Here is a 13,047-nt window from a genome sequence, read left to right as displayed (position 1 = left end):
GATCAATGGCTGGCTGATCGTCTACATGCGTGTGCCCGATCTGCTGGCGACGCTCGGCATGATGTTCCTGCTCGTCGGCCTGCAGCGCATTCCAACCGAAGGCCGCTCGATCGCCACCGGCATGACCATGCCTGATGGTTCGGTCGCCAACGGCAAATTCTCCGACGCCTTCCTGGCGCTTGGCCGCCACCGCTTCGACTTCTTCATCCCGAACCTCATTCCAGTGTCGGTGGTGGTGCTGCTCGTGCTCGCCGTGCTGATCTGGTTCTTCCTCGAATACACCCGTTTCGGCCGCATGATGTATGCCGTCGGCAGCAATGAGCGCGCCGCCGAACTCGCCGGCGCGCCTGTCAAGGCATACAAGATCTGGGCTTACGTCATTTCAGGTGTTTTTGCCTCGATCGGGGGCATTTTGCTCGCTGCCCGGCTTGGACGCGGCGACATCGCCTCGGGTAATAATCTGCTGCTCGATGCGGTTGCCGCAGCGCTGATCGGCTACGCGGTGCTGGGTGCCGCCAAGCCGAACGCCTTCGGCACCGCCATCGGCGCGCTGTTCGTCGGCATCTTGCTTCAGGGCCTGACGATGATGAACGCGCCTTACTACACGCAGGATTTCATCAAGGGCGTGGTTCTGGTCGTCGCCCTTGTCTTCACCTTTGCGCTTTCGGGCAGGGGCAGGAGATAGCTTTCGACCGGAACAGGATTTTCGAGTTCAACAAGAGTGGAGGAAAACAAAGTGAGCATTACAAGAAGACTTCTGGGGAAGGTGGCGCTCGGATTGGCCGGCGCAACTATGCTGATGCAGGTCCCGGCTTTTGCCGCGGACAAGCCGGCGCCCTTCGACAAGCCCGGCGTCAAGATCGCGCTGGTGCGCTATCTCTCGACCGGCGACTTCTTCCAGGCCTATCTCTCGGGCGTCGAGGCGCAGTCGAAGGCGCTCGGCATCGACCTGCGCGTCCTCGACAGCCGCCAGGATGCGGCTCTTCAGTCCGACATGGTCGACCAGGCCATCGCGCTCGGCGTGCAGGGCATCATCATCCAGCACGGCCTGACGGAATCGATGAAGGACGCCGCGCAGCGTGCGGTCGACGCCGGCATCAAGGTTGTGGCCTTCGACGTCAATGTCGAAAACCCCAAGATCCCGCAGATCGAACAGTCCGATCGCGACCTGGCACGCCTCGCGCTCGAGCAGGCGGTCAAGGACAATGGCGAGAGCTGGAATGCCGGCTATGTCTATGTCGCCGGCATCGCGCCGCTCGACCGCCGCAACGAGACCTGGGTTGACGTCAAGAAGAAATATGCCGGCATCAAGGAAGTCGCGATGTTCGGCACGCTCGACAATCCGATCGCCAACTCCGTCGCCAACCAGGCGCGTTCGGTGCTGACGGCGCATCCCGACATCAAGGTGATGTTCGCTCCCTATGACGAATTCGCCAAGGGCGTGAAGATCGCTGTCGACGAAGCGGGCTTGAACAAGGGCATCAAGATCTATTCGGCCGACATTTCGACCTCGGACATCGCTGCGATGCGCGAGCCCGACAGCGCCTGGGCCGCGACCGCCGCGACCAACCCGGCCGTCGTCGGCCAGGTCTCGGTGCGTGCGCTGGCACAGCTGCTGGCCGGTGAAGACCCCGGCCACAACGTCGTCGTGCCGCCGACACTGATCACCCAGAAGGACCTCATCGACAAGGACATCAAGAACATGGAGGACCTGTCGGCCAAGCTGCCGCAGTTCGCCCACGCCGATGTCGCGATGCCGGCCTGGATGCCGAACCCGAACGCCAAGTAACTTTCGCTATCGAAGGCCGCCTGCAGCCGCTTGCTGCAGGCGGCCTTTTTGCTGAATATCTGCAGCCGGCGCCAGGCTCCGGCCCAAGGTTCGGTGCGTATATGGAAGCTCAGGCGGCAATCGAGGAAAACCTGTCCGGCGCCGTCGCCGGAACCTTGTTTCGATGCCCGCAGGCCACCACGGGTGTCGTGGTGTTGGGTGGGTCGAGTGGCCGCGTCGATGTCGGGCGCGCACGGCTCTTTGCAAACGAGGGCTCGTCGGCTTTGGCCCTGCAATGGTTCGGCGGTGAGGGCCAGCCTCCCGGAATATGCGAAATTCCCCTCGAAACCTTCTTCGCGGCAACCGATTGTCTCCTTGAAACAGGATGCCACCGCATCGTCTATGTCGGCACATCCAAGGGTGCCGAGGCCTCACTGCTTGCGGCGGTCCATGACCCGCGCATCGACGCTGTGGTCGCCATCAGCCCGTCATCGGTGATTTGGGGAAATATTGGTGCTGGCCCGGATGGCGTCAGCTGGCCTGAACGATCCTCATGGTCGCTCGACGGAATCCCCCTGCCGTTTGTGCCGACGGATCCAAACTGGACACCAGAATACGTGGATGGCTTGGTATCCTACAGGGGACTCTTCGAACATTGCTTGAAAACCTTCAGGCAGGAAGCGGCTGCGGCGACCATCCCCGTTGAGACCGCATCGGCCGAGATCCTGCTGGTCGCAGGCGGCGACGATGCGCTGTGGCCCTCGCTATGGTTCGCGACAGAAATTGTTCGGCGGCGCAGCGAAGCAGGCAAGATCACACATCTCGTGTCATCGCCGGATGCGGGGCATCGCATTCTCTTGCCTGGCGAGAACACACCACGCTCGACATTGCATGCACATGGCGGCAATGACGAGGCCGAATCACGGTTGGGCAGAATGGCGTGGGAAGGCATCCGAGAACTGCTGTAGCTGCAGATCCCGAATACCTTCGCCTGTTTTGCGTCAGTCTCGGCCGGTTTCCCTACCGCATCGCTGCCGCGATATTGCCGCCGTCGACGGTCGTCACGTCGGCGGTGGTGCGGTCGGCCAGCGCATGATGCAGGAAGGCCTGCGCCACGTCCTGCGCCGTCACTTCCTGGCCGAGCAGATTGCCGGACATGTAGTCCTTCTCCGACACGCCGCGCGCGCCTGAGCGGCTGGCAATCATGGCGTCGGTCAAAAGGCCCGAGCGGATGCGGTCGGCGTTGACGGCGTTCGAGCGGATGCCATGCGCGCCATAGTCGAGCGCGTACTGCCTGGACAGGAACAGCGTCGCCGCCTTCGGCACGCCATAGGCGCCGAACTTCGGGCCGGGGTTGACGGCCTGCTTGGAGGTGTTGAACAGAAGCACGCCGCCTGTGCCCTGTTCGAGCATGATGCGCACGGCGTTCTGCGCCACCGATTGGTGGGCGAAGAAATTGAGCTCGAAACTCTTGCGCAGGAGCGCGTCGTCAAGCTCGCCGATGCGGCCTTCCCAGGCGGCGCCGGCATTGGAAACCAGGATGTCGACACCGCCGAACACGGCGACCGCTTTGTCGAAGGCGGCACGCACCTGTGCCGGGTCGGTGATGTCTGCGGCGACGCCGATCGAATTGTTGCCGGCTTTCTTCGCTGCATCGGCGGCTTTTTCGGCGTCGAGATCGACGACGACGGCATGGGCGCCATTGTCGGCGAACAGCTTTGCCGTCGCTGCACCGATCGCGCCGGCACCGCCGGTGATCAGCACCACCTGGCCGGTCAGCGGCTTCGGCTTGTTGGAGGCGAGCTTGGCCTGTTCCAGCGACCAGTATTCGAGCGGGAACAGGTCGGCCTTGGAAAGCGGATGGAACCGGCCGACGGCCTCGGCGCCACGCACTGCCTCGATCCACATCTCACCGACATCCGACGCGATCTTCGCGTCCTTCAGGGTGCGGCCGTGGCCGAACATGCCGAGGCCGGGCACCAGCGTCAGCCGCGGCATCTGGTCGAGCATGGTGCGCTTGACGTCGTCGAGCGCATCATTGGTTTCGAAATAGGCGCGATAATCCTTGGCGAACGCGTCGACATGGCTCTTGATCACCGCCTTGTAGTCGCCGGCCTTGTCCGCGTCGGGCGCCGGCAGCGCCATCGGCCCGGTCTTGATGCGGATCGACAGATCGGGCGTCGAGACGCCGCGCCCGGCATAATCGGCGATCTCGGCTGAATTGATGAAATCGACAATTGCCGGCGAAGTGCGGAAATCGCTGACCATTCGGTCGAAGCGGCCTTCGCCGCGCGCTACCGCCACCGCGCCGCGCAGCATCGGCGCGATCGACGCCGGCGTCGCGAGCTTTGCTGGCAAGGCTGCCTTTGCCGCCTTCGGCTTGCCACTTGCGGCAATGAAGTCCTCGGCGACGTTCACATAATGGATCATCCGGTCGTAGGCCTGCTTCGCATCGTCGCCGAAGGTGAAGATGCCATGCTTGTCGAGGATCAGGCCCTCGACATCAGGATCGGCGTCGAAGATGTCGGCAGCCGCCTTGGCGAGGTCGAAGCCGGGCATGATGTAGGGCACATAGCCCATCTTGGCGCCGAAAACCGTGGTCACCAGCGGCTTGGAGTCCTCCTGGTCGACGATGGCGAGAATGGCGGTCGAGTGCGTGTGGTCGACGAATTTGTGCGGCAGGAAGGCATGCAGCAGCGTCTCGACCGACGGGTTGGGCGAGGACGGATCGATGAGGTTGACGCGTTGCAGGGCAACCATGTCCTCGTCGGCCAGCCTGTTCAGCGCGCGCGCCTTGAGCAGCGGCTTGAGCTTGACCGCCGGCAGGCCCTGCGGCTCGATGACGCCCATGTCCCAGCCGCTGCCCTTGACGCACAGCACGTCCCACTGGTCGCCGACGAGGTCGGTTGCCGTCGTCTTGCAAGAGGTGTTGCCGCCGCCATGCAGGACCAGCCGTGGTTCGCCGCCGAGCAGCCGGGTCGTGTAGACGCGCAGCGCCAGGTCGCGGCCGACACCCTTTTTCGCGTAGTCTGCGACGAGTTTTTCGGCTGCTTCGTCATTCCACAAATTCTTCATGTTCGCTTCGTCCGGTTGTTTGTCTTTGATGGTGAAACAGCAATGCCGCGACGCTTTGATGACAATGCGCCGGCGACGGAGAGGGGATTTCCTAGGAGGCCTTTTCTGTCGTGGCAGCCGCATGATCCAGGAGCCGCTGCGCCATGTGTGCGCCGACCACCAGATGCGTGCAAAGGCCGCCGGCGATCGCCGCGAGCAGCGGTTCGAACTTGCTGTCCTCCTGCACCACCACCAACCGCCTGGCGATGGCGCGCAGCGAGGCAAGCTCGGCGGAGATCACCCGCCTGTTATAACTGCAGTCGAGCACCTTGCCCTCGGCGTCTATGATCTGCCCGGCAATCACGCCGGCAGCGCCTTGGCTGCGCAGATCCGCCATTTCGCTTGGCGTCAGCGCGCCGCATTTGACCAGATGGCTGTCGGCGTCGACCGCGCCGACCGAGTATAACGCCAGGTCGCATTCGCCGACACCCGACAATTGTTCCCGGATCACCGGCTCGGCACGCAGCGCACGCGCAAGTTCTTCCGTAGACAGCACCAGCGGCGCGTAGAAATTGAGCCCTTTGGCGTTGAGCCGCCGCGCGATTTCCATAGTGCATTGGTCGGGGCGATAGGAATAGGGCGCGCCGAGATTGCCGCAGAGCTGCACCACCGTGACATCCTGCAGGTCGGCATAGGACATGACGTCGGCAATCATATAGACGGTGCGGCCCCAGGCGACGCCGATGCGGTCGCCCTTCTTGACCAGTTCGAGAAAGACGCTCGCCGCCAGCACGGCGATTTCCGTCGACGGGTCGGCAATATGATCATTCTCCGGCGCGATCCAGACGGCGTCGAGGCTCAGCGCATCCTCGAGCTTGCGCGCCAGCACGTCGTCGGTGAAAAGCTGGGTCGAAGTCGAGATGTTGACGATGCCGGTCTCGCGCGCCTTGCGCAGGTACATGGCGACCGAGGCACGGGAAATGTTAAGCTGGCTCGCCACCTGGTCCTGCCGCAGGCCATGGGCATAGTAGAGCCAGGCGGCCTTGTGGATGAGTTGTTCTGCCGGTCGGATCGCCATGCCGTCTCCTCAGCTGACATTATTCACGGCTCTCGACAAAAGTCAAACTGGGCAGAGGTATGCGATGCTCCCGCTTGCGCCGAATCTGGTTCATCATTGTGCCGAATGCGCTCTGTCGTGGCATCGTTTGTGGTGACGCGGCCCGAGCCTGTGATTAGAACGTCTGAAAGAAAATCGCGGGGAGCATGGGATGGGCAATCCTTACGAACAGGATCTCGACAAGAACGCGGCCAACCATCAGCCGCTGACGCCGCTCACCTATCTGGAGCGCGCGGCCAAGACCTATCCCGACCATATCGCCATCATCCATGGCCGCCAGCGCATCGACTATCGCACTTTCTGGCAGCGGTCGCTGAAGCTTGCCTCGGCCCTTCAGAAGCGCGGCATCGGCAAGGGCGACACCGTCACCGTCATGCTGTCAAACACGCCGCCGATGCTGGAGGCGCATTTCGGCGTGCCGATGACCAAGGCGGTGCTGCATTCGCTCAACACCCGCCTCGATGCGGCGGTCATCGCTTTCCAACTCGATCATGCCGAGACCAAGCTGCTGATCGTCGACCGCGAATTCTCCGGCGTCGTCAAGCAGGCCCTGGAACTGGCCAGGGTCAAGCCGCTGGTCATCGACTATGACGATCCCGAATACGCCGCCGACGCGCCGTACCCAAAGGGCGAGCGGGTAGGCTCACTGGACTATGAGGCATTTGTCGCAGGCGGCGACGCGGACTTCGCCTGGTCGATGCCCGACGACGAGTGGGATGCGATTTCGCTCAACTACACGTCCGGAACGACGGGCAATCCGAAGGGCGTCGTCTACCACCATCGCGGTGCGGCCCTGATGGCCTACACCAACACCATCCATGCCGGCATGGCCAAGCACGCGGTCTATTTGTGGACGCTGCCGATGTTCCACTGCAATGGCTGGTGCTTTCCCTGGACGCTCGCCGTCCAGGCCGGCACCCATGTCTGTCTGCGCTGGGTGCGGCCGAAGCCGATCTACGATGCGATCGCCGATCAGGGCGTCACCCATCTGTGCGGCGCGCCGGTCGTCATGTCGGTGCTGATCAATGCCAGGGACGAGGACAAGCGCGCATTTCCGCAGACGGTCACTTTCAACACGGCTGCAGCACCCCCGCCGGAAGCCGTGCTGTCGGGGATGGCGGATGCCGGCTTTGCCGTCACCCATCTCTACGGCCTGACCGAGACCTATGGCCCGGCGGTCGTCAACGAATGGCACGGCGCCTGGGATGATCTCGAAAAGGGCGAGCGCAGCGCCAGGAAGGCGCGGCAGGGCGTGCGCTATGCAGCGCTCGAAGGCCTGACGGTCATGGACCCCGAGACGATGCGGACGACACCGGCCGACGGCGAGACAATCGGCGAGGTCATGTTCCGCGGCAACATCGTCATGAAAGGCTACCTGAAAAACCGCAAGGCGAGCGACGAAGCCTTCGCCGGCGGCTGGTTCCATTCCGGCGATCTCGGCGTCATGCACCCCGATGGCTACATCCAGCTCAAGGACCGCTCCAAGGACATCATCATCTCCGGTGGCGAGAACATTTCCTCTATCGAGGTCGAGGACGCGCTCTACAAGCACCCGTCGGTTGCCTCTTGCGGCGTCGTCGCCAGGCCCGACGACAAATGGGGCGAAGTGCCTGTTGCCTATGTCGAGCTGAAACCCGGCAAGGTCGCGACCGAAGCCGAGATCATCGATCACTGCCGCGCGCTGCTTGCCCGGTTCAAAGTGCCGAAGGCGGTCATCTTCGCCGAAATCCCGAAAACCTCGACCGGCAAGATCCAGAAATTCCGGCTACGCGAGATGGCCAAGGGGGCTTAGCTGCATCGCCACCCATGCTTCGCCTCGACAATTTGTCGCGGGCTTCGTCATCCTAGGGTGTAGCAGTCGCGAGCGACGTCGCGGAAACCCTGGAGCTGCTCCGCAGCCCAAGGGATCCATGCCGTCACCTTGCGGCCGAGCTCCGACAGTCGAGAATGGCGGCTGCAGGCTACAGCTCGCTGACCGGTGTAAACCTGTTGATCCGTCGCACTCTTTGACCAACGTCGCGGCATGGATCCTAGGGTCTGCGCCGCGTCGCTTCGCTCCTTGCTTCGCCCTAGGATGACGAATTCATCAGGGCCAGCCGCTAACGGCGATCGTCGATTCCACCTTCTCACTGTCACCATCTGTCACCATTCGTACGTGTATACCGAATCCGCATTGACAGGTCCTTCTTTTCGATTTACGAGTGATGAAAATCAAAATTCGTCACTCGTAAATCGATAGAGGATCATGTCCGAAGCCGCCACCATAGTCGCCGAAGCCGCCCGACAGGAAAATGTAACGCGCATTCTCGATTGCGCCGAGCGCCTGTTCCGGCACTATGGCTACGGCAAGACCAATGTCGCCGACATTGCGCGTGAGCTCGGCATGTCGCCGGCCAACATCTACCGTTTCTTCGCCTCCAAGGTCGAAATCCACCAGGCCGTCTGCGGCCGGATGCTCGGCGCCAGCTACAAGATGGCCTACGAGATTTCGCGCCTGCCGATCAGCGCCGAGGAGCGGCTCCGGCGCTACGTGCATGCGCAATACAAGATGACGATGGAGGTCATGCTCGACGACCAGAAGGTCCACGAGATGGTCATCGTCGCCCTCGAACGGGATTGGGGTGTGATCGACAAGCATGTCGACAGCATTCACGACCTGTTCGCGGAAATCATTCGTGACGGGATCGAGGCCGGTGAGTTCAGAAAACAGGATCCGGTTATCGCGTCTCGCTGTTTCGGCGCCGCGACCGTCATCCTGTGTCATCCGCAGATGGTGGCGCAATGCCTTGCCAAGACCAACCGGGCAATGCCTGACGACCTCGTCGACTATGCAATCAAGGCCTTGAAGTAGCCTCCGCCCGCCGGGCGCCGGTTTCAACGATTCATCTCCATTTCGGGAGTACGCGCGTGTCTTCGTTCAGTTCAATCATCGGCAGGTTGCCCGCTGTAGGCCCGGTGCTGCTTGTCACCGCCACTCTCGGGCTTGCCGGCTGCAGCCAGGAAAAAACCGAAGTCAAGGATATCATCCGCCCGGTCAAGGTTGTCGAGATCGCGAAGGTACATGACACCCGCACGCTCTCCTATTCCGGGTCGGTGAGGGCCCGCACCGAGAGCGCTCTGGCATTCCGCGTCAATGGCAAGATCACCGAGCGCCTCGTCGATATCGGCCAGCATGTGGCCTCGGGCGATGTGCTCGCCCGCATCGATCCCATTGACTACGACCTTTCGGTCAAGAGCGCGCAGGCAGCGCTCGATGCCGCCGAGCGGCAGGTCGAGACCGTGGAACTCGCCCGCAAGCGTGCCGAGCAGCTTTTTGCCAAGAATTTTGCCCCGAAATCACAGCTCGAACAGGCGACCTTGACCTATGACCAAGCGGTCGCCACCCGTGATTCCGCCCTTTCGACACTGGCTCAGGCGAAGAACCAGGTCGGTTATACCGATCTCAAGGCCGACAGGGATGGCATCGTCACCACGGTCAGCGCCGACGTTGGCCAGGTGGTCGGTTCCGGCACGCCGGTTGTCACTGTCGCTGTCGACGGCGAAAAGGAAGTGCTGATCGCCGTCCCCGAAATGGAAATCGCCGAATTCAAGCCGGGCAAGGCGGTCAAGGCGGGCTTCTGGTCCGACGATGCGCTGGCGCTCGACGGCAAGGTCCGCGAAGTCGCCGGCAGCGCCGATCCGCAATCACGCACCTTTGCCGTCCGCGTCAGCCTGCCCAACGATCCGCGTGTGCTGCTCGGCATGACCGCCAGCATCGAAGCCACGGCGGCCAATGAGCGGCAGCTGGTCTCGATCCCCCTGAGCGCACTGGCCGAGCAAGGCACCCAATCGATCGTCTGGACCGTCGATCGTGGCGCCGACACCGTTCATGCTCGTCCGATCAAGGTTGCCGAGTTCGCCGCCGATGGCGTGCGTGTCGCGGAGGGTTTGAAACCCGGCGATGTCGTGGTCGCCGCCGGCACGCAATTCATGACCGAGAACCTCAAGGTGAAGCTCGCCGGTGATACGGCGCTGCAATCGGCATCCGCGGCGGACGGCGACGCCAAGCAGGTGCGCTGACGACAGACAACCGGCTGCGCGTTCCCGCAGCCGCTGGTTTCCGGGCGGCAGGCGCCCGACCGAGACGCTCGATTGATGTAACCCCCACATCGATTTCGCGTCCCACCGCGATGAGTGCTTCTCCGCTGGGAGAGCCTTGCCGCCCGGAAGCCACTACGAACCCTCGATTTTGTTGCGCTAGATAGATGGACCAGCGTCGATGACCAATTCCACGGAAGAGAAGCGGCCCTTCAACCTGTCGCGCTGGGCAATCGGCCATCCCGCCATTGCGCGGTTCCTGTTCGGCCTGATCATCATTTCCGGCGCGCTCGGCCTGATGCGCATGGGCCAGAAGGAAGATCCCGATTTCACCTTCCGGGTCATGGTCGTCCAGGCGATCTGGCCGGGCTCCTCGATCCAGGAGATGGAAGACCAGGTCGTCAACAAGATCGAACGCAAGCTGCAGGAGACGCCGCATCTCGATTTCGTGCGCTCCTTCACCCGCGCCGGCAGCGCCATCATCACCGTGCAGATCAAGGGCGACACCAACACCGCCGAGGTGACCGACGCGTTCTACCAGGTGCGCAAGAAGGTCGGTGACATTGCCGGTGACTTGCCACAAGGTCTGCTCGGCCCCTATTTCAACGACGAATTCGGCGACACCTTTATCACCCTGCATTCGATCAGCGGCGACGGCTTCAGCTATCCCGAGCTGAAGAAGTTCGCCATCCAGGCGCGCGACATGCTTTTGACGACGCCCGGCGTCGAAAAAGCCGTTATCATCGGCGACCAGCCTGAAAAGCTCTATATCGACGTCTCGTCCAAGGCCCTGGCCGAACGGGGCCTGACGCTGACCGATCTGCAGAATGCGATCAAGGGACAGAACAATGTCGACCCGGCCGGCTCCGTCGATACCGGCACCAACTCGGTGCGCATTTCCGTCGAGGGCGATGTCGGCAAGGTCGAGGATATCAGGAACCTGCGCCTGCGCGCCGGCGGTCAGGTCACGAGGCTGGGCGACATCGCCACGGTGAGTTCGGGGTTGCAGGATCCGTTCCAGCGAAAGTACCGCTTCAACGGTCACGACAGCGTGCAGTTGGGCGTCGTCATGGCCAAGGGCTTCAAGGTTACCGATGTCGGCAAGGATGTCGAGGCCACCTACAAGCGCTTCGAAGAGGCGCTGCCCTACGGCGTTGCGGTCGACCAGATCTCCGACCAGCCGGGCGTCGTCACCGATGCGGTGGCGGAGTTCATGCATGCGCTTGGCGAAGCGTTGCTGATCGTGCTCGTGGTCTCGTTCCTGTCGATCGGTTGGCGTTCCGGCCTGGTCATCGCCATCGCCATCCCGCTGGTGCTGGCCGCGACCTTCGCCATCATGTACGAGCTCGGCATCGACCTGCAGCGCATCTCGCTCGGCGCGCTGATCATCGCGCTCGGTCTTCTGGTCGACGACGCGATGATCGTCGTCGAGATGATGGAGCGCAAGCTGGAGGAGGGAATGGTCAAGGTCGAGGCGGCGAGCTTCGCCTATTCCTCGACCGCCTTCCCGATGCTGACCGGCACGCTGATCACCACGGCCGGCTTTATTCCGGTCGGCTTCGCGGCCTCGACCGCCGGCGAATATGTCCGCACGCTGTTTTATGTCGTCGGCATCGCGCTGATCGTCTCCTGGTTCGTCGCGGTCTATTTCACGCCATGGCTCGGCAACATGATCCTCAAGCAGCGCAAGCATGCCGGCAGCCATCACGATGTCTTCGACACGCGTTTCTACCGCCGGCTTCGTGCCACCGTCAGCTGGGCCGTGCGCCATCGCATCATCGTCCTGGTGATGACGCTGGTCACCTTCGGCACCAGCCTGTGGGCTTTCCAGTTCATTCCGCAGAACTTCTTCCCGCAATCGTCGCGGCCGGAAATCCTCGTCGACCTTTGGCTGCCGGAAGGCACCAGCATCAAGGAAGTCGAGGCGCAGGCCAAGGCGCTCGAGACCAAGATGATGGACGACAAGGACAAGCGTTTCATCGCCACCTATATCGGCGAGGGCGCGCCGCGCTTCTTCCTGCCGCTCGACCAGCAGCTGAGCAACCCCAACTTTGCCCAGTTGCTCGTCATGGCCAATGACGAACCGGCTCGCGAGCGTCTGATCGTCAAGTTGCGCACCGTTCTGGCGCAAGACTTCCCGTCCATCCGTGCCAAGGTCGATCGTCTGTTCCTCGGTCCGCCGACCGGCTGGCCGGTGCAGATGCGCGTCATGGGGCCGGATCGCCAGGAGGTGCGCCGCATCGCCGACCAGGTGAAGGCGAAGTTCCGTGAAGATCCGCTGCTTGGCGCCGTGCATGATGACTGGCTGGAGCCGGTTCCGGCGATGAAGCTGGTCATCGACCAGGATCGTGCCCGCGCACTCGGCGTTACCTCGCAGCGCATCCGCCAGATGCTGCAGGCGACGATGTCCGGCGCGCCGCTCGACGACTTCCGCGACGGCGAGGAGACGGTGTCCATCGTCGCCCGCGAGCCGAATGCCAGCCGCAGCCTGCTGTCCTCGGTCGACTCGGTCTATATCCCGACCGACTTCGGCGGTTTCGTGCCGCTGTCGCAGGTGGCCAAGGTGGTGCCGGTGCTGGAGCAAGGCATCGAATGGCGCCGCGACCGCCTGCCGACCATCAGCGTGCGCGCCACCTTGCCCGACGGCGTGCAGTCCAACGACGTCGTCACCAAGATGTACAACGACATGAAGGACCTGCGTGCGGGTCTGGCGCCCGGTTACAAGATCGAAATCCAGGGCGGTGCGGAGGATTCGGCGGAAAGCCAGGCTTCGATCGCCGCCAAGGCACCGATCATGCTGGCCGTCATTGTCGTGCTTTTGATGATCCAGCTGCAGAACTTCGGCAAGGCGATGCTGGTGCTGGCGACCGGTCCGCTTGGCATTATCGGTGCTGCCGCGGCACTCCTGATCAGCGGTGCGCCGTTCGGCTTCGTCGCCATTCTCGGCGTCATCGCGCTGCTCGGCATCATCATGCGCAACTCGATCATCCTGGTCGACCAGATCGACCAGGACATCGCCGCGGGCATGGAC

The 13,047-nt window shown here is 62.8% G+C and carries 9 protein-coding genes; 7 read left to right on the top strand and 2 right to left on the bottom strand.

What is annotated here, in order from left to right; genetic code table 11:
- The 3 genes from ENZ74_RS06790 to ENZ74_RS06780 all read left to right on the top strand — a co-directional run.
- Nucleotides 1–685 (top strand): ABC transporter permease (locus tag ENZ74_RS06790; protein ID WP_164760963.1); only part of this gene is annotated, 685 nt, incomplete at its 5' end.
- A gap of 51 nt (nucleotides 686–736) precedes the next feature.
- A complete protein-coding gene (locus tag ENZ74_RS06785; RefSeq protein ID WP_023808755.1) occupies nucleotides 737–1,789 on the top strand; it encodes a substrate-binding domain-containing protein in 1,053 nt (350 codons plus the stop codon).
- Nucleotides 1,790–1,890: 101 nt separating this feature from the next.
- On the top strand, nucleotides 1,891–2,736 hold the full coding sequence (locus ENZ74_RS06780) for an acyl-CoA thioester hydrolase/BAAT C-terminal domain-containing protein (protein WP_063167608.1): 846 nt from the start codon (nucleotides 1,891–1,893) through the stop codon (nucleotides 2,734–2,736).
- A gap of 52 nt (nucleotides 2,737–2,788) precedes the next feature.
- Here ENZ74_RS06780 and ENZ74_RS06775 read toward each other — a convergent pair whose 3' ends face one another.
- Nucleotides 2,789–4,843, bottom strand: a complete 2,055-nt coding sequence (locus tag ENZ74_RS06775; protein ID WP_063167609.1) for a bifunctional aldolase/short-chain dehydrogenase — start codon at nucleotides 4,841–4,843, stop codon at nucleotides 2,789–2,791.
- Between the two features lie 91 nt (nucleotides 4,844–4,934).
- Entirely contained in the window at nucleotides 4,935–5,900 is a 966-nt protein-coding gene (locus tag ENZ74_RS06770) for a sugar-binding transcriptional regulator (RefSeq protein WP_013532917.1), read from the bottom strand.
- Nucleotides 5,901–6,090: 190 nt separating this feature from the next.
- Here ENZ74_RS06770 and ENZ74_RS06765 point away from each other — a divergent pair, with 190 nt between their 5' ends.
- The 4 genes from ENZ74_RS06765 to ENZ74_RS06745 form a co-directional block, all read left to right on the top strand.
- The gene (locus ENZ74_RS06765; RefSeq protein WP_063167610.1) at nucleotides 6,091–7,731 is read left to right on the top strand and encodes an acyl-CoA synthetase; all 1,641 of its coding nucleotides are present in this window, start codon (nucleotides 6,091–6,093) and stop codon (nucleotides 7,729–7,731) included.
- Nucleotides 7,732–8,184: 453 nt separating this feature from the next.
- Nucleotides 8,185–8,790, top strand: a complete 606-nt coding sequence (locus tag ENZ74_RS06755) for a TetR family transcriptional regulator (protein WP_013532915.1) — start codon at nucleotides 8,185–8,187, stop codon at nucleotides 8,788–8,790.
- Nucleotides 8,791–8,846: 56 nt separating this feature from the next.
- Complete coding sequence (locus ENZ74_RS06750; protein WP_063167611.1) at nucleotides 8,847–9,998, top strand: efflux RND transporter periplasmic adaptor subunit; 1,152 nt, start codon at nucleotides 8,847–8,849, stop codon at nucleotides 9,996–9,998.
- 199 nt (nucleotides 9,999–10,197) lie between these two features.
- The coding region (locus ENZ74_RS06745; RefSeq protein WP_164760962.1) for an efflux RND transporter permease subunit at nucleotides 10,198–13,047 on the top strand (2,850 nt) is incomplete at its 3' end.

This window comes from Mesorhizobium sp. M7A.F.Ca.CA.002.15.2.1, assembly GCF_003998715.1.
GTDB lineage: Bacteria > Pseudomonadota > Alphaproteobacteria > Rhizobiales > Rhizobiaceae > Mesorhizobium > Mesorhizobium ciceri.
The sequence above is the reverse complement of the archived record's forward strand: the minus strand, read 5'-3'. Positions and strand labels throughout refer to the sequence as shown.

Coding starts and splice junctions, on each gene's coding strand:
- ENZ74_RS06780 (WP_063167608.1), top strand. CDS start 1,891: ATGGAAGCTCAGGCGGCAATCGAGGAAAACCTGTCCGGCGCCGTCGCC.
- ENZ74_RS06775 (WP_063167609.1), bottom strand. CDS start 4,843: ATGAAGAATTTGTGGAATGACGAAGCAGCCGAAAAACTCGTCGCAGAC.
- ENZ74_RS06770 (WP_013532917.1), bottom strand. CDS start 5,900: ATGGCGATCCGACCGGCAGAACAACTCATCCACAAGGCCGCCTGGCTC.
- ENZ74_RS06765 (WP_063167610.1), top strand. CDS start 6,091: ATGGGCAATCCTTACGAACAGGATCTCGACAAGAACGCGGCCAACCAT.
- ENZ74_RS06755 (WP_013532915.1), top strand. CDS start 8,185: ATGTCCGAAGCCGCCACCATAGTCGCCGAAGCCGCCCGACAGGAAAAT.